General features: G+C 56.1%; 15 protein-coding genes. 9 read left to right on the top strand and 6 right to left on the bottom strand.

The window, feature by feature from the left end; translation table 11 throughout:
• Positions 1-89 precede the first annotated feature (89 nt).
• From fdhD to ACWKXX_RS18830, 6 genes are all read left to right on the top strand, one after another.
• Complete coding sequence (fdhD, locus tag ACWKXX_RS18855) at positions 90-926, top strand: formate dehydrogenase accessory sulfurtransferase FdhD (protein WP_023295636.1); 837 nt, start codon at positions 90-92, stop codon at positions 924-926.
• 114 nt (positions 927-1,040) lie between these two features.
• Positions 1,041-1,253: a YdgH/BhsA/McbA family protein gene (locus tag ACWKXX_RS18850; protein WP_015569916.1), complete on the top strand. Its 213-nt coding sequence runs from the start codon at positions 1,041-1,043 to the stop codon at positions 1,251-1,253.
• 486 nt (positions 1,254-1,739) lie between these two features.
• A complete protein-coding gene (locus ACWKXX_RS18845) occupies positions 1,740-2,453 on the top strand; it encodes a DUF1120 domain-containing protein (protein ID WP_015569917.1) in 714 nt (237 codons plus the stop codon).
• Between the two features lie 77 nt (positions 2,454-2,530).
• Positions 2,531-3,217, top strand: a complete 687-nt coding sequence (locus ACWKXX_RS18840; protein WP_261665879.1) for a fimbria/pilus chaperone family protein — start codon at positions 2,531-2,533, stop codon at positions 3,215-3,217.
• A gap of 26 nt (positions 3,218-3,243) precedes the next feature.
• Positions 3,244-5,667 (top strand): fimbrial biogenesis usher protein, encoded by a 2,424-nt coding sequence (locus tag ACWKXX_RS18835; protein WP_261665880.1) that lies wholly within the window; start codon positions 3,244-3,246, stop codon positions 5,665-5,667.
• A complete protein-coding gene (locus tag ACWKXX_RS18830) occupies positions 5,658-6,257 on the top strand; it encodes a DUF1120 domain-containing protein (RefSeq protein WP_261665881.1) in 600 nt (199 codons plus the stop codon). The genes ACWKXX_RS18835 and ACWKXX_RS18830 overlap by 10 nt, the downstream gene beginning before the upstream one ends.
• A gap of 42 nt (positions 6,258-6,299) precedes the next feature.
• Here ACWKXX_RS18830 and ACWKXX_RS18825 read toward each other — a convergent pair whose 3' ends face one another.
• The 6 genes from ACWKXX_RS18825 to ACWKXX_RS18800 form a co-directional block, all read right to left on the bottom strand.
• A complete protein-coding gene (locus ACWKXX_RS18825) occupies positions 6,300-8,042 on the bottom strand; it encodes a putative frv operon regulatory protein (RefSeq protein WP_261665882.1) in 1,743 nt (580 codons plus the stop codon).
• Positions 8,043-8,051: 9 nt separating this feature from the next.
• Complete coding sequence (locus tag ACWKXX_RS18820) at positions 8,052-9,113, bottom strand: aminopeptidase (protein WP_261665883.1); 1,062 nt, start codon at positions 9,111-9,113, stop codon at positions 8,052-8,054.
• Complete coding sequence (locus ACWKXX_RS18815) at positions 9,103-10,548, bottom strand: PTS fructose-like transporter subunit IIBC (RefSeq protein WP_261665884.1); 1,446 nt, start codon at positions 10,546-10,548, stop codon at positions 9,103-9,105. The genes ACWKXX_RS18820 and ACWKXX_RS18815 overlap by 11 nt, the downstream gene beginning before the upstream one ends.
• Before the next feature lie 10 nt (positions 10,549-10,558).
• On the bottom strand, positions 10,559-11,005 hold the full coding sequence (locus ACWKXX_RS18810; protein ID WP_045615349.1) for a PTS fructose transporter subunit IIA: 447 nt from the start codon (positions 11,003-11,005) through the stop codon (positions 10,559-10,561).
• A 186-nt stretch (positions 11,006-11,191) separates the two neighbouring features.
• Positions 11,192-11,515, bottom strand: coding sequence for an AzlD domain-containing protein (locus tag ACWKXX_RS18805; protein WP_017382685.1), 324 nt, complete (start codon positions 11,513-11,515; stop codon positions 11,192-11,194).
• A complete protein-coding gene (locus tag ACWKXX_RS18800) occupies positions 11,515-12,174 on the bottom strand; it encodes an AzlC family ABC transporter permease (RefSeq protein ID WP_015569922.1) in 660 nt (219 codons plus the stop codon). Before ACWKXX_RS18800 ends, ACWKXX_RS18805 begins: the two co-directional genes overlap by 1 nt.
• A 103-nt stretch (positions 12,175-12,277) precedes the next feature.
• Between ACWKXX_RS18800 and ACWKXX_RS18795 the strand changes: the two genes are divergently transcribed.
• The 3 genes from ACWKXX_RS18795 to ACWKXX_RS18785 all read left to right on the top strand — a co-directional run bounded on the left by ACWKXX_RS18795 (position 12,278) and on the right by ACWKXX_RS18785 (position 16,068).
• Positions 12,278-12,826, top strand: a complete 549-nt coding sequence (locus tag ACWKXX_RS18795) for a helix-turn-helix domain-containing protein (protein ID WP_003861973.1) — start codon at positions 12,278-12,280, stop codon at positions 12,824-12,826.
• A 17-nt stretch (positions 12,827-12,843) separates the two neighbouring features.
• A complete protein-coding gene (locus ACWKXX_RS18790; protein WP_003861974.1) occupies positions 12,844-13,839 on the top strand; it encodes a LacI family DNA-binding transcriptional regulator in 996 nt (331 codons plus the stop codon).
• Between the two features lie 105 nt (positions 13,840-13,944).
• Entirely contained in the window at positions 13,945-16,068 is a 2,124-nt protein-coding gene (locus ACWKXX_RS18785; protein WP_261665885.1) for an alpha-galactosidase, read from the top strand.
• Positions 16,069-16,093 lie beyond the last annotated feature (25 nt).

The raw sequence follows: 16,093 nt of genomic DNA, 5'->3' as shown, positions 1-16,093 counted from the left end.
TGCTGAAAAGTTGATCCATACTATGCGTAAGGCCTGCCGTTTGTGTTGCAATAGCAGGCTCACTTCCGTGGTTGTTCAGGAATACCGTTGTGTCTAAACAAAACCGTGCTGCCCACGTGTCGCCACTGCCTGCGGGCATTGTGGAACTGTCGGTACACAGACCGCCTCACATTTCACATGCCACGCCGGATTTTCTGGCGGAAGAGGTCCCCGTTGCCCTGGTTTACAACGGGATTTCGCATGTGGTGATGATGGCTTCGCCGAAAGATCTGGAACTGTTCGCCATAGGTTTTTCCCTCTCGGAAGGCATCATTGCGCATCCGCAGGAGATCTACGGTATGGATGTGGTTCAGGCCTGTAATGGCCTTGAAGTACAAATCGAACTCTCCAGTCGTCGCTTTATGGGGCTGAAAGAGCGCCGCCGGGCGCTGGCCGGACGCACCGGCTGCGGCGTGTGTGGCGTTGAACAGCTTAACGATATCGGTAAGCCCGTCGCGCCGCTGCCGTTTACCCAGACCTTCAACCTCGGTAACCTCGACAAAGCCCTGGAGCACCTCAATGATGTCCAGCCCATAGGCCAGCTGAGCGGCTGTACACATGCTGCGGCGTGGTTGCTCCCGTCGGGCGAGATCGTCGGAGGTCATGAAGATGTGGGCCGCCATGTGGCGCTGGATAAGCTGCTGGGCCGTCGCGCGCGTGAAGATGCCGTCTGGCAGCAAGGGGCCGCGCTCGTTTCCAGCCGCGCCAGCTATGAAATGGTGCAGAAAGCGGCCATGTGCGGCGTGGAGATCCTGTTTGCGGTGTCGGCTGCGACAACGCTGGCGGTCGAAGTGGCAGAGCGCTGCAACCTGACGCTGGTGGGGTTCTGCAAGCCGGGCAGGGCGACAATTTACACCCATCCGCAGCGATTAATTGTTAATCAGTAATTTTGAATGAGTATAGCAAAACCTTCCGCTTTTAGTTGTTCATGATGAGGGCTAGTATTTGTCTCATCAAGGCACGGTGCCTTATCTAAACAACTTAACGAAAAGGTTTATCTCATGAAAAGCATCAAAACTTTTGTCGCTGTAATCGCTCTGGCTGCTTCTTTCGGTTCTTTCGCTGCGCAGACTGTGACTGCATCCGCCTCTACCCTCGATGGCGCAGAAGCCAAAATCGCCGCACAGGCTCAGGAAGCGGGCGCGTCATCCTACAAAATTACCCAGGCATTCACAGGTAACCGCGTACACATGACCGCTGAACTGAACAAATAAGTCATATAGCCGCTGTCCCTTGCTCTTCGGAGCAGGGACAGGTTTCATTCTGCTCCCCTGTTTTTATCCCGCCTTCCTGTACAAACCGCCTGTATTTTCAACCTGACAGAAAATAGCCATATCCTCCGGGATATTTCTTATTGGTTGAATAATAACTATAATGTGCCGTCCGGTTGAGTACCCTTACTTAAAAATCAGCAATCTCATACATGATCTAAATACAAGGTCTGACCAGTTCTTTTAATTCATTTCAATAATGTATGATTTCATGTCTTTCAGACTGTATTTCGGGATTTATTATATAAATAATCAATAATTGATCCCAAATAATAAGGAAATCCTCAGGCTTTAATCCTAAAGAGATTCGGAGTCATTGACCCCGGTTATTCATGATGATAGTTTCAAAAACAATATTAAATCTTTACCCCTAAAACCAAATATTTCTCTTTTGGTTTATTTTGTATTTAACTCATATAAGGAAATTAAATGAACGCGATGTTTAAAAAAGGAGTGCTGGCATCTGTACTGGCAGTAGCGGCGTCTTCAGCAATGGCGGCTTCCAGTGTTGATATTCAGGTTACGGGGAAAATTGTTCCGTCTTCCTGTACACCGGCATTTATTAGCGGTGGCGGTATTGCTGATTTTGGTACCATGAAGGTGGCTAGTCTGAATTCCACCACCCCAACCCCTCTGGCGGATGTTAAAATTATCCCTATTTCTATTACCTGTGAAGAAGCGACCCGCGTTGGCGTGACCTTTAACGATTCGCATGTGGATTCTGCGCCTACGGAGAATATGCCGGTGAACTTTATTGATTCGGATTTCATTACCAGTGCGGGTTTTACGGCTGGCCTGGGGATGTATGGCGATAAGAAGATTGGCGCTTATTCAATGGGTATCCAAAAGACCGACGGGGCGACGACCAACGGAGACGGTGTAAACCTTTATCCAATCTTCACCAGCGATAACGGCGCATCATGGGGAGTTAAAAGCGGGTTTCGCTACTTACAGGTGAAACCTGATAAGAGTGAGATTTATTCCTTCACAGATCAAGCGACCGGTACAGTGGCACCTGTTGCACAAACTAAAATTAACTTCAACGTGGGCATTGCCGCGATGATTAACCCAACCAACGATTTAAATATCACGGATGAAGCCACCCTGGACGGCTTAACCAACGTTGAGCTGGTTTATCTGTAATCACCCCCACGTATCATGAAATACCTGACACCTCACCCCGGTGGGGTGTCCTATACCAATATTAATGGACTAATATTATGCTGCTTTTAAAGAGAACGCTGATCTGTGCCTGCCTGCTGGCCTCATTCAACGGTATGGCTGCCGGGATGGTGCCGGATACCTCGCTGCTTATTGTCAATGAAGACAAGCAGGGGGCCAGCATGGATGTCAAAAACACCGATGCTGAAGCACAGCTGCTGTACACCAAAATTATTGATCTCCCGGACGACCCCAAACCGGGTCTGATTGCCACGCAGCCGGTTGTGCGCGTAGATGCGGGTAAAACCCAGCGCGTGCGTTTTGTGCTGAAAAACAATAATGAGCCGCTGAAGGTGGAACATTTTAAGCGTGTCATTTTTACCGCTATCCCACAGCGTGAAAAAAATAAAGTTAAAGTGGTGTTTAGCCAGAACCTTCCCGTCATTATTCACCCGGCTGGCCTGGCGGTAAATATTGAACCCTGGAAGGCACTCACCTGGCAGATAAAAAATGGCAATGTCACGGTTGAGAATAATACGCCTTATGTCGTCCGACTGGAGCAAAAGGTGAAATTAATGGCCTCGGGTACGATCGCGACATTAGCTAAGACCTACATTCTTCCTGGCGAAAAAATGACGGCCAGCGCCCCAGCCAAAATATCAGCATCCGAAAAACAAATCGAAATCTATCCGGCAACGCGTTATGGCTATAAGGCAGGGAATTATATCGCCGACCTTCAGCAATAAAATCACTTAACAAACATGGAGTAGTTATGTTAAACGGTTCCTGTAAAAAGGGAATGCTCGTGTTTTGCCTTAGCGTGCTGGCATTTAATATTCGGGCTGAGATTTCCTCTAATGCGAATGAATCTCTGGAACTGGCGCGAGCCATATTTGACAGCGATGCTTTAAAAAATAACGGGCTTGATCCGGCCATTGCGGATTACTATTCCCTCACTCCCCGTTTTACCCCTGGCTACCATAATGTGACGGTTAATATTAATGGTAAGCAGCGCAATATTATGCCCGTGAAATTTGATGAGGAAGGAACGCCCTGTATTGATAAAGCGTTTCTGGAAAACGCGGGCCTGATTAAACAGACGAAAAGAGGCACCTGCCCGAAGATTTATCACTACTGGTCCGGATCAACGATTCAGACTTCGCCGGATATTGATGAAATATCGGTTGTTGTACCGCCTGAAGCGATCGACCCTGATTATGGCCGACAGTTCTCCGAGGTGCGTGGCGGACGTGCAGCCATGCTGAATTACTCCATGTTTGGCACCCATAATCATTATGATGATGAGAACGCTGACCGTTTCCAGTCGACCTTTGAAATGGGCTTTAATGCCGGAGACTGGATTGTGCGCAGCACGCAGTTCATTAGCGACGGCAGCGATCAGGATTTTGAGGTCGACTCCCTCTACACCTATGCCCAGCGTACCTTTACCGATTATGGCGTGATGGTGCAGGGTGGCCAGATTAACATCGCCAACAGCCGCTTCAGTATTCCGGGAATTTACGGGGTCCAGATGATGCCGGATACCGCACTCACTCCCCAGGTGGGAACGGGTGTCGAAGTCAGCGGTATTGCCCGTAATCCGCAGGCGCGCGTCGATATCCGCCAGGGCGGACAGCTCATTTACTCAACGCTGGTTCCTGCCGGTCCGTTCAACCTGGATGACGTGCCGCTGGCGAACCTCAACACCGACCTGAACGTAACGGTCACCGAGACTGACGGCAGCGAAAACCGATTCACTGTCTCGGCAAGTACGTTCCGCAGCAATCATATAGGCCGTGCCCCGGGCTTTACGCTGGCTATGGGCCGCGTTGAAGACATGGACTCACGCTTTGAAAATCCGTGGGTGGTGTCCGCCAACAACGGCTGGTCTGTCAATAAGCGTGTCAATTTCCTGGCCGGTATGGTGATGGCGGATAACCACTATTATGGCTTCTCCGGCAACCTCGATACCATACCGATGCAGAACCTGTATGCCTCGTTGGGTTTTCTGGCGTCAATAGACAACCAGACGCAAACCGACGGCAACAAAACGACGCTGGATCTGGGTTACTCCCTGCCGTGGGGCATTGGGCTTTCGCTGGGCGGCAGCTATGGCACACCGGATTACCGCGAGATGGCTGAACTTTACGGCGACGACGATGATATGTCGCAAACCAAATACGACACCAGCGTCGGTATCAACTGGTCGAGTACCACGCTGGGCCGCTTTTCCCTCAGCTATTATCGCAACGAGAGCTGGAACAGTGACTATGACAGTCGCCGGTTTATCTCGTCGTGGTCACAGACTTTTAAATACTTCAACGTGAGCGTGAACTGGGAGTCGGATGTCAGCCGGCACGACAGCAGCGACAACGATCAGTTTTACGTAAACGTGTCGATCCCGCTGGGACGCTCAGGCGTGACAACCAGCTCCTGGTATCGCGAGAGCGAAGGTAAGCGTTCTTACGGCACGCGGGCAATGGGCTCGCTCAACGCTGAGAACCAGTACACGGTGGGGGTCACTCAGGACCAGGAAGAGAACACCACCAGCTGGGACAGCTCGCTGAACAGTAATCTGCATTACACCAACCTGGCGCTGGCGGCAGGAGGAGATAACGACAGCAATACCAACTACTCAGCAGCATTAAGCGGCGGGATTGTCGCCCACAGCGACGGGGTGACCTTCTCGCCTTACCGCGTGACCGATACGTACGCCATTGCCAGACTGGATAAACCGGTGGCTGGCATCGAGATAGGTACCCCGCGCGGCGCGGTATGGACCGATAAATGGGGCCAGGCGATTATTCCTGCGCTGTCGCCGTTCCGTGAAAGCACGATTGAGATCAACACGGAAAGCCTGCCAGGCAATCTGGACGTAAGAAATGGCAGAACAGCGATCAAAGCGTCTCACGGCGCTGTGGCGAAGTGGGAGTTTGCGACGTTAAGCCAGCGCCGCGTGCTGCTCAGTATACGCCGTGCGGACGGTACGCCGCTGCCGGAAGGTGTCTCGATTGTGGACGCGGCAGGGGAGTATGTGACGAGTGCGCCAGAAGACGGCGTGATCTTCCTGAACGATATCTCTGCCAGCCAGCAGCTGTATGCGAAGCTGGATGAAGGGCGTTGCAGGCTGACGTACACCCTGCCGGAGGCAGAACCGAATAAATTCTATGAAGAGGTGACAGGGAAATGTCTCTGAATAACGTTCGTCAATACGCGCTGATGCTTATGCTGCTCTGCGGCGCAGCGGGACTTTCGGGAATGGCGCAGGCCGATGACGGCGCCTGTGAAATGATGTCGGCGGTGAAGAAAGTCGATTACGGGCGCTACCGTAAAGAGGATATGCGGCAAACGTCCGCTGAACATATTGGCAAAGTGTACAACGGTTATGCTTCTTTGATGCGTGAAGTTCAGGTTTCGGTGCTGTGTCCGGATGTGCGCAAAATGCGCATCTCCGTAGACGGGATTGCCCGACAGAACCTGGCGTATCGTTTTACGGACAGCGGCGCGATGAAAATCGAATTCAAAGATGGGCGGGTGGACGGGAACCCCGTGCAGCTGGCCGCGGTTGATATTGGCGCGGTAGCCGTTCAGGGAGGCGCTTCTCAGGTGACGCTAAAGCCGGAAAAAGCGCTGGCGGCGGTAAACGGTACAGAAGTGGCGGGCGAGCAGTTTGTCGCCACTATGATGATCACGACCTATCTCTCTGACAAGGCGTTTAGCGTTACTAACACCACGGATTTTGAAGAAACGCTGACGCTTAACGTCGATACGCTTCCTGCGCGCTAATCGTTCTGTCCCTGCTCTTCTGTGCAGGGACAGTTCCTTTCTTCAGCGCAATAACGCAATAAATGTCTCGTAACTGTCCACACTGTCGATCTGCTGCGGCGAATGACTGCTTAACATGCCGGCCAGAAAACTAAATACTTTCTGCTCCTGCCGATTTTCCACGCTGGCACAGGCGATAAGGGCGTGCTTCACGGGTTCGCTGTTCACGTGAAGCGTGCGTTCCAGCATAATAAAATATCCGCGAAATGGCCCCGCGGCCTCGCTCCAGCAGTGGGGGATCGCCACGTGGTTGACGATCAGATTCTCGCCCTCCCGTTCGCGCTGACTAATGCGTAGCGCTTCATCTTCGGTAATTAACTGCCTTTCACAGAGACGCGCGGTAACGGCGGCGATGACCTCATCCCAGCTCTCGCAGGTGCGGTTCGCGTAGTAAAAAGATCCCTCTGGCGGGAAAAAGCGTTCAGGTTGCTGGCGAATAAACGCCGAGGCCAGGAAATCCTTAATCTGATCGATACCCGCCGCGGTAATGATGTTGCGTATAACCAGTACGTTACGTAGGCCTTCATCCAGCAGAAAGTGGCTGTTATTCACAATCAGCGCCGGATGGCTTTCGTCTGTCAGGGCCACAAGTTCATCGGGCGTGAAGGCGACAACGACCCGGCAGTTCATCACCTCTCGCTCAATGGCCATTTTATTGATGGTCGCAATGGCGTTTTGATCGGCAAGCAGAAAGATGGGCGTCCATGCGCTGTGGTGTCGCTCCAGTGCACAGGCGAAATAGAGTCCCGGCAGATCGCTGTCGATAAGCGGGATGTCGATCTCCATGCGCAACTGGTTGATGAATTTTACGCTCATATCAAACGCGGCAGGCCACGCGGCCTTAAGGTTATTCATGGAGCCGGGTCGGCTTTCCGGCAGCCAGTTTGGCATCGCCACGCAACGTTTCAGGTGGGCGGTCAGGTCATCTTTCAGCTGAGCGTCGATCACCTGCGGCTGCCCTGCGGCGGACAGCCTCGCCAGCTGGCCGGCGACATACTCTGATGTGATACCGTTGGCGTGTTGCTGTAGCCGATTGAGCGTGCTGGCGATGACGTTAATCACCGTCGGACTGAGCCAGATCCCCGTCCGCTCGCAGCAGTCGCGAAGCGCGTCAGATTCGGCGACGTCGGCGTAAACCGGAAGCTGCTGGCGCAGGGCGTATCCGGCCAGAACCATGCTGGCCCGATAATCTGCCTGAATATCCGGCCACGCCGTCAGGCTCTGACAGTGCGCGTGCAGCATGGATAAGGTTGCCGGGGCAATCCCCGCCAGCGGAAACGCCAGCGGATCCTTTTTGAACAGGTTAGCCAGCAGGATCAGGCGCTTATCCGGGTCGACATCAATGAAGTACCCGGCGCCGGGACGGCTGGCGAGCGGGAATGCGCGCGCATAGCGCTGCCGCAGGCGCGGCAGACGCTCAGCAATCCAGGGATCGGTAAGGTTTAGCGCATCCGCCAGCTGCGCGCGGGACATCACCGGGCGGATCAGCAGCAGCGCCAGCAGCCGGTCATCATTATCATGGCGCTGTAACAGCCGGAAATACTGTTTTCTGTCGGCAATCTCAAGCTGGTACAGGGCACTGCCCGTCGCCCTGATCCGCGCCGTGCCGCTGAGGGTGAAATTGATGTAGTCGATATCACGCAGGATGGTGCGGGCAGAAACGCCGGTATGCTGGGCCAGGCCGCTGAGTGCCGCAGGCTGCGACTCCAGCGCATCGAATAAAGCAAACTGACGTTCGTTGAGCATGGCGGGTCCTTAGCGAAAATCCGTTAGCGCGGCGACCTGCGTTTCATCAAGCGACATCAGCAGTTCATGCACTATGTTCAGCGCCGCGTCATAATCCTTTTGGGAGATCATACCGTTGTTGGCGTGCAAATACCGTGTCGGCAGACAAAGCGCCACCACGGGCCGCCCGCCGCCCATCACGTTATACCGTCCGCCGTCGGTTGCGCCGGTTTTCATGGTGCTGAACTGTAACGGCGCGCCTTGTTTTTCTGCGCTTTGCCTGAGCAAGGCCACCAGCTTTTGACTGGGGAAGTAACGCTTGTCGAACAGCATCACGCCGGGGCCGTCGCCCAGATTTAGCGGATATTTAATGGCGTCGATGCCCGGTACGTCGCCTGCGACGGCGGTATCAAGCACAATCACCACGTCAGGCTTAATGCACTCGGCGGAGGTTTGCGCCCCGCGTAAGCCCACCTCTTCCTCGACGCTGCCCACGCCGTACAGGGTGATATTCGGGTTGTTCACCGTCAGCAGCAGCTCGGCCATTAAGGCGCAGCCCACGCGGTTATCCAGCGCTTTGGCGACAATTTTGTCCGCGCCCCAGCGGGCAAAGTTCGCTTCCGGGCAGACGAAATCCCCCATTGCAATCCCGTATTTTTCCACCTCTTCGCGGCTGTTCGCGCCTATATCGATAAACATCTCATCAAATGTCATCGGCTGCTGCTTTTGCTTCTCGCTCAGCGCATGGGGCGCGACTGAGCCAATCACCCCCGGTATTTTTGCGCCGCTGCGGGTGCGGATTGTTACGCGATGGTTGAGCATCGACTGGTTCCACCAGCCGCCGATGGTGTCGAAGCGGATAAATCCCGCCCCGGTGATGTGGGTGACCATAAAGCCCACTTCATCCATATGCCCGACAATCGCCACCTTCGGCCCGCGCATGCCCTTGCGGGCGATAACGCTGCCCAGGCCGTCAAAGGTGATCTCATCCGCATGGCCTTCAAGGGTGTCGATCAAAATATCCCGCGCTTCCTGTTCGTCGCCGCTGACCGCGCTGGCATCGCAAAGGGATTTCAGTAAATCAATGTTCATTTGCCTTCTCCATACGGGCAGCTTTGCGCTTCAGCCACCCGCTTTTCAGAACGATAATCAACGCAATGTTCAGCGCCAGGCCGATGGCCAGCACCAGATAAAACGAGCCAGCTGGTGACATCAGGCCAATCAGCGGATCGAACACGCCAAGACCGGGTGCCAGGCGTTGAATACCAAACGAGATAGTGAGCATGCCCGCGATCCCTCCGCTCAGGGTATTTGCGGTCAGCATGGGTAGGGGGGCCGCCAGCGCATAAGGGATGGCCGGTTCGGTGGCGACGGTCGCGCCCACCACAATGGCGCTGCTGGCGGCCGCTTTTTCGTGTTCGGTAAACAGCTTCGGCGCCAAATAAGTGGCGATACCTGCGGCAACGGGTGGCATCAGCGCCACCACCCCGACGATGGCGTACCAGTCGTAGATATGTTTTTCCAGCAGCGAGAAGCAGAAGAACCACGCAGTTTTATTGACCGGACCGCCCATATCGAACGCCAGCATCGCGCCCACCAGGAAGGCCGCGCCGAGCTTCATCGACGGTGGTATGGTGTTGAGGAAATGCAGCAGGGCACCCATCAGATCGGACATTAGCGGCCCGACAACGTACCAGGTCAATACGCCAAACACCAGCAGCGTCACGAACGGGATCAGCATCGAGCCCAGCAGCGGCTGCAACGCTTTCCCAAGCTTCAGCTTGCGAAACCACAGCACGAAGTAACCTATTGCAAGTCCCAGCACCACCGCGCCAAGAAATCCCGCGCCGGACTGCGTGCCCAGCAGCCCTTTATCGTTCGCCAGATAGCAGACCAGGAACGCCGGAGCAAAAGCGGGTTTGTCGGCAATCGACGAGGCGATGTACGCCCCCATAATCGGGATCATAAAGGTGAAGCCCAGGTAGCCGATCGATTCGACAACCCAGGTAAACGACGGTGCGCCTTTCGACATATCGCTATAAGGCAAACCGAACTGCACCAGCATATTGGCGAGCGCTACCAGAATCCCCCCGCCGATAACGAACGGCAGCGCGGCAGAAACGCCCGCCATCAGATGGCTCATCACGCTGCCTTTCTCCACCTCCTGTTTACCGAGCTTCACGCCACTCTCTTCGGCAAAACGCTGCGACTGGGTGGGTAAATTGTCAAAGATCGCGTCGATATTCTTCAGCGCCTGGGAAATGGGGATGGAATAAACCTGTTTCCCCGCAAAACGGGCGCGATCGTCGGCGCTTAGCCCGCGTCCGGTTGCCAGAATCACGTAATCAGCGGCGCGAATGGCTTCATCGCTGAGCCGGTTTTCCACGCCGCTGGATCCCTGCGTCTCTACCTGAATGGTATGGCCCAGATCACGCGCCTTACGCTCCAGCGCCTCCGCCACCATATAAGTGTGCGCGATACCCGCCGGGCAGTTGGTGATGGCCACTAACCGTAACGACGTTCCCATTGTTTGCTCCTTATTCGCTCAGCGTCTGGTTGAGCAGCGTGAGGATCTGCTCCTGACCGCCCTGTTTGAGTTGTGAGATAAATTCGGGGTGAATAATCTTCCGGCACAGGGTGCCAATCAGCTTCACCTGCGCCTCTTCTCCGTGCTGCGGCACGCCAAGGCAGATCCAGCAGGTTGCTGCTTCGCCGTCGCTGGCCTGCCAGTCCACGCTGGAGGCTTTACGTGCGAACAACACAAACGGTTGTGTAACCACGTGACTTTTACCGTGCGGCACGGCGACCCCGTTGCCGAAGCCGGTGGAGTGCAGTTTTTCGCGTAAAAGTAGCGTTTGTAAAAATGCGGCGCGGTCGGTCACAAAGCCGTTTTGCCAGGCCATCTCCGCCAGCTGTTTCAGGATGGAATAGGGGCTGTTGCCCTGAATGTTGAGATCGATACAAGCGGTCGTCAGGTGCGCCATCGCTTCACTCCGTTGAGAATTGCGTAACCTGATTCTACGGGTGAGGCGATATAAGGCTGAGCATGAAAATGTCAGCGGGGTATGACAAGACGACGGTGAGGAAGAGATGATTATTGTGGACGAGGCCACATTCCTGAAGGGACTGATTTTCCTGACGAATATATCATCGCCAGGAAAGGAAAGTTTTTAATGTAATCCCGCCAGACGCAGCAGCGCCGTCACCACCGCCGCCGCGACGATCACCACAATTAACGGCATTTTGCGCCAGGCCAGAAACACCGCGAACCCCACCCCCAGTACGCGCGCCATCCCGGCAAAATGGTCCCCTTCATAAAACGTTGTTGCCAGCGCGACGGAGAACAACAAAACGGTTGCCGCGTCTGAAAGCAGCGCCTGCGACCGTTCAGAAAGCGCCAGCCGGCTACCGAGTTTCGCCCCGCCGAGACGCATCAGATAGGTTCCGGCAGAAAGAATGGCGATGCCGAGAATAAAGACCGTCATGTTTTCCATTATTTTTTCCTCGCGGCAAGGCCGAGCAAAGAGAGCAGCACCGGCAGGCCAACCGGCGCAAACGGTACGGCGGCCAGCGACAACACTGCGCCGCTACAGGCGCGGATCAGCGTGGTACGGTTTTTAAATGCCGGCACCACTAACGCCAGCAGGATCGCCGGGAACACCGCGTCCAGCCCGATGGTTTCCGGGTCCGGCAGCAGTTTGCCGACCATCGCGCCCAGCACCGCCCCCAGCGGCCAGATGATTGCCACGCCCAGGCCGCACAGCCAGTAGGCCGCTTTACGCTGCTCGGCGGTTTTTTGCGACAGGCCGAACACCACACTTTCATCATTCATGATATGACAGCCCAGAAAGCTCAGGCCGCGCTTGCCCACCAGTTCACGCACCGTAACGCCGAACGGCACATGGCGCGCGTTAACCAGTAAACCGGCCGCTGCCGCTGCCAGCGGATTGCCGCCGCTCGCCACGATGCCGATAAACATAAACTCGGATGCGCCTGCCAGCACCGTGAGGGAGAGGACAAACGGCACCCACAGCGGGAAACCGTAGGCCATCGCCAGTGAGCCATAAGACATGCCGACCACGCCCACAGCGAGGCAGACCAGGACGATCGCTTTTATCGTGTCGCCTTTCAGGCAAGAGAGGTGATTCTTCATACCATTTTAGCCATATCGAACGTATTTCCATTATAATGAACGCATCAGAAACGTTTTACAAGACGAACGATTCGTTCGTTATAGAGAGAAAGAGGCCGTTATTATGACGCAGCCAATCAGCGTGATCGCCAAAAGCCTGGTGCGAGAACGCTTGCGAACCGGGCTCTCACTGGCGGAAATTGCCCGCCGTGCCGGGATCGCCAAATCCACGCTTTCTCAACTGGAGTCTGGCAACGGCAATCCTAGCCTGGAAACGCTGTGGTCGCTTTGCGTGGCGCTGGATATTCCTTTTGCCCGGTTACTGGAGCCGCAGCAACCCGTCACGCAGGTGATCCGCCGCGGCGAGGGCACAAAAGTCGTCGCCGGGCAGGCGAACTACGAGGCGATTTTGCTCGCGGCGTGTCCGCCTGGCGCGCGTCGTGATATCTATCTGCTGCTGACTCAGCCGGGGGCAGACCGTATTTCCCAGCCCCATCCGCCTGGTTCGGTTGAGCATATTATCGTGACCCAGGGGCGGGCGATGGTCGGTCTGATCGACGCGGCGGAAGAGCTCGGCCCGGGAGATTACATTTGCTACCCCGCTGACCAGCCGCATATCTTTAAGGCGCTGGAGCCAGATACGCACGCGCTGCTGGTGGCGGAACAAAACTAACAAAGATACGGAAAATCATGTCGCTTAAAGCCATTGCCAAAGAACTGGGGCTGTCTGTTACCACCGTCAGCCGCGCCCTCAACGGGTATGACGACGTTTCTGCTGAGACGCGCGCCCGCGTGGAAGCGGAGGCCCAGCGCCGTGGCTACCGACCAAATACCTTTGCCCGTCGCCTGAAGATGGGCAAAATCGACGCCGTCGGGCTGGTGTTTCCGGTGCATCCTGTTCCGCTCAATAACAGCGTTTTTATGGACATGGTCGGCGAAATTAGCCACGAACTTGCGCGACATGAGATTGACCTGCTGCTCATCGCTGACGACGATCTGGCGGACAAACACAGCTATATGCGCATGGTGCAGAGCCGACGAGTGGATGCGCTGATTGTGGCGCATACGCTGGATCACGATCCGCGTCTTGAGCAGCTACAGGCCGCCGGGTTCCCGTTCCTGGCGCTCGGCCGCAGCCAGCTCCCGCAGCCGTACGCGTGGTTCGATTTCGACAACTATGCCGGCACATATCAGGCCACCCGCTGGCTGATCGAGAAAGGCCATCAGCGCATTGCGCTGCTGGGAGAAAGCAACAACCAGGCATTCATCACCCAGCGCCGCCAGGGCTACCTGGACGCGCTGCGGGAAGCCGGACTTTCCAGCGAATGGCTGCGCGCCATGCCCCCTTCGCGTCGCGTGGGGTATGCCACCACGCAAGAACTTCTCTCCCTGCCGCAGCCGCCCACGGCCATCATTACCGACTGCAACACCCACGGCGACGGCGCAGCGATGGCCCTGGCGCAGATGGGGCGTTTAACCGGTGAAAATGCCGTTTCGCTGGTGGTCTATGACGGCTTACCGCAGGACAGCATTGTCGATATCGACGTCGCTGCGGTGATCCAGTCTACCCGTCAGGGTGTCGGGAAACAGATTGCCGATATGGTGCGCCAGCTGATTAATGGCGACGACATTGACACCCTTCAGGTGCTCTGGCAGCCAGAATTCTCCCCAGGCCAGACGGCCTGATTAACCAAAAATTTCCAAACCCGATCACAGATCCGAAACGTTTTGGTTTGTATCCGAAACGTTTCGGATCAACACTCAGGACATCCCGATGACAGGAGATGTCTGATGCAAGATTCCATTTTTCGACTTGAAAGCAATACGGTTGACGTGGTGGTAAAAACCCACCCGTTCGCCGAAATTCTCTACTGGGGGCCGCACCTTCAGCACTTTACGCCGCAGGATGTGCTGAGTATTGCGCGCCCGGTTGCTAATGGCAGGCTGGACGTCGACTCCCCCGTCACGCTGATGGCAGAGCTGGGGCATGGGCTGTTTGGCTCGCCGGGCATCGAGGGGCACCGCCAGGGGCTGGACGGATCGCCGGTATTTAAAACCACGCAGGTGCAGCAGGCGTTAAACGCCCTGACAATCACTGCTGAAGACGAGCATGCAGGCCTGCGTCTGACCAGTGAAATAACGCTGGATGCCAGCGGCGTACTGGTGGTGCGTCATGGGTTAACCAACCTGAAAACGCAGGCGTGGCAGGTGGATCGCTTTGCCGTGACGCTGCCGGTGGCCGAACGCGCGCAGGAGGTGATGGCCTTCCACGGACGCTGGATCAGGGAGTTTCAGCTGCACCGCGTGATGCTTGAACATGACAGCTTTGTGATTGAAAACCGCCGGGGTAAAACCTCCCATGAACATTTTCCGGCGCTGATTTCAGGTACGCCGTCATTCAGTGAAATGCACGGCCACGTCTGGGGCGTGCATCTGGGCTGGAGCGGCAACCACCGCCTGCGCGCGGAGGCGAAAACCGATGGCCGCCGCTATATGCAGGCCGAAGCGCTCTACCTGCCGGGGGAAAGGGCGATTGAAGAGGGTGAAACGCTCTGGACGCCGCGCCTGTATGCCAGCCACTCCCCGCACGGGCTGAATGGCATGAGCCAGCAGTTCCACCGCTACCTGCGCGATAACGTTATCCGCTTCCCGGAAAATAAACCGCGCCCGGTGCATCTCAACACCTGGGAGGGGATCTACTTCAACCACGATCCGGACTACATCATGCGCATGGCCGACGAGGCCGCCGCGCTGGGCGTGGAGCGCTTTATCATTGACGACGGCTGGTTCAAAGGCCGCAACGACGACCACGCCGCGCTGGGCGACTGGTATCTGGACGAGAAAAAATACCCGAACGGCCTTAAGCCGGTGATCGATCACGTTAAACAGCTCGGCATGGAGTTTGGTATCTGGGTTGAGCCGGAGATGATTAACCCGGATTCCGATCTGTATCGCGCGCACCCTGACTGGGTGCTGGCGCTGCCGGGCTACGCCCAGGCGACCGGGCGACACCAGCTGGTGCTCAATCTCAATATTCCGCAGGCCTTTGATTATCTGGTCGAGCGCATGAGCTGGCTGCTGGGCGAACACGAGGTCGACTACGTGAAGTGGGACATGAACCGCGAGCTGGTGCAGCCAGGGCACAAGGGCAAAGCCGCCGCCGATGCCCAGACGCGTCAGTTTTATCGCCTGCTGGACGTGCTGGGCGAGCGTTTCCCGCACATTGAATTTGAATCCTGCTCCTCCGGCGGCGGGCGAATCGATTATGAAGTGCTGACCCGCTGCCACCGCTTCTGGGCGTCCGACAACAACGACGCGCTGGAGCGCAACACTATCCAGCGCGGCATGAGCTACTTCTTCCCGCCGGAGGTGATGGGGGCGCATATCGGTCATCATAAATGTCACGCCACCTTCCGCCAGCACAGCATTCAGTTCCGCGGGCTGACGGCGCTGTTTGGTCACATGGGGCTGGAGCTGGATCCGCTCACCGTCGACGCGCAGGAGCGTGAAGGATATCGCCATTACGCCGCGCTGTATAAGCGGTGGCGCGAGATCATTCATCACGGCACCCAGTGGCGCGTGGATATGCCGGACGCCACCACCCTGGCGCAGGGTATAGTGAGCGAAGACAAGGCGCAGGGGCTGTTTTTGGTCAGCCAGCTCGCGATGCCGGACTACACCCTGATGATGCCGCTGCGCATGCCGGGGTTAGACGCCAGCGCGCAGTACCGCATCACGCTGCTCGATCACCCGAACATTCAGATTACGGGCGAGGGCGGGCACACCATGCGCAAGCTCCCGGCGTGGATGGACGCGCCGCAAACGGTAAGCGGTGAGTGGCTGATGCAGGCGGGTATTGCGCTGCCGATTCTGGATCCGGAAACCGCCATTCTGATTGGTGTGGAACGCGTGTAAGGGTGACGGGCCGGGCAACCGGTCC

It is taken from the genome of Enterobacter sp. UPMP2061, assembly GCF_053709615.1.
This window is presented reverse-complemented; position numbering and strand designations above follow the sequence as displayed.

Coding starts and splice junctions, on each gene's coding strand:
- ACWKXX_RS18810 (WP_045615349.1), bottom strand. CDS start 11,005: ATGGCGCACCTGACGACCGCTTGTATCGATCTCAACATTCAGGGCAAC.
- ACWKXX_RS18815 (WP_261665884.1), bottom strand. CDS start 10,548: ATGGGAACGTCGTTACGGTTAGTGGCCATCACCAACTGCCCGGCGGGT.
- ACWKXX_RS18835 (WP_261665880.1), top strand. CDS start 3,244: ATGTTAAACGGTTCCTGTAAAAAGGGAATGCTCGTGTTTTGCCTTAGC.
- ACWKXX_RS18825 (WP_261665882.1), bottom strand. CDS start 8,042: ATGCTCAACGAACGTCAGTTTGCTTTATTCGATGCGCTGGAGTCGCAG.
- ACWKXX_RS18790 (WP_003861974.1), top strand. CDS start 12,844: ATGTCGCTTAAAGCCATTGCCAAAGAACTGGGGCTGTCTGTTACCACC.
- ACWKXX_RS18785 (WP_261665885.1), top strand. CDS start 13,945: ATGCAAGATTCCATTTTTCGACTTGAAAGCAATACGGTTGACGTGGTG.
- ACWKXX_RS18800 (WP_015569922.1), bottom strand. CDS start 12,174: ATGAAGAATCACCTCTCTTGCCTGAAAGGCGACACGATAAAAGCGATC.
- ACWKXX_RS18850 (WP_015569916.1), top strand. CDS start 1,041: ATGAAAAGCATCAAAACTTTTGTCGCTGTAATCGCTCTGGCTGCTTCT.
- ACWKXX_RS18805 (WP_017382685.1), bottom strand. CDS start 11,515: ATGGAAAACATGACGGTCTTTATTCTCGGCATCGCCATTCTTTCTGCC.
- ACWKXX_RS18840 (WP_261665879.1), top strand. CDS start 2,531: ATGCTGCTTTTAAAGAGAACGCTGATCTGTGCCTGCCTGCTGGCCTCA.
- ACWKXX_RS18820 (WP_261665883.1), bottom strand. CDS start 9,113: ATGAACATTGATTTACTGAAATCCCTTTGCGATGCCAGCGCGGTCAGC.
- ACWKXX_RS18830 (WP_261665881.1), top strand. CDS start 5,658: ATGTCTCTGAATAACGTTCGTCAATACGCGCTGATGCTTATGCTGCTC.
- ACWKXX_RS18795 (WP_003861973.1), top strand. CDS start 12,278: ATGACGCAGCCAATCAGCGTGATCGCCAAAAGCCTGGTGCGAGAACGC.
- ACWKXX_RS18845 (WP_015569917.1), top strand. CDS start 1,740: ATGAACGCGATGTTTAAAAAAGGAGTGCTGGCATCTGTACTGGCAGTA.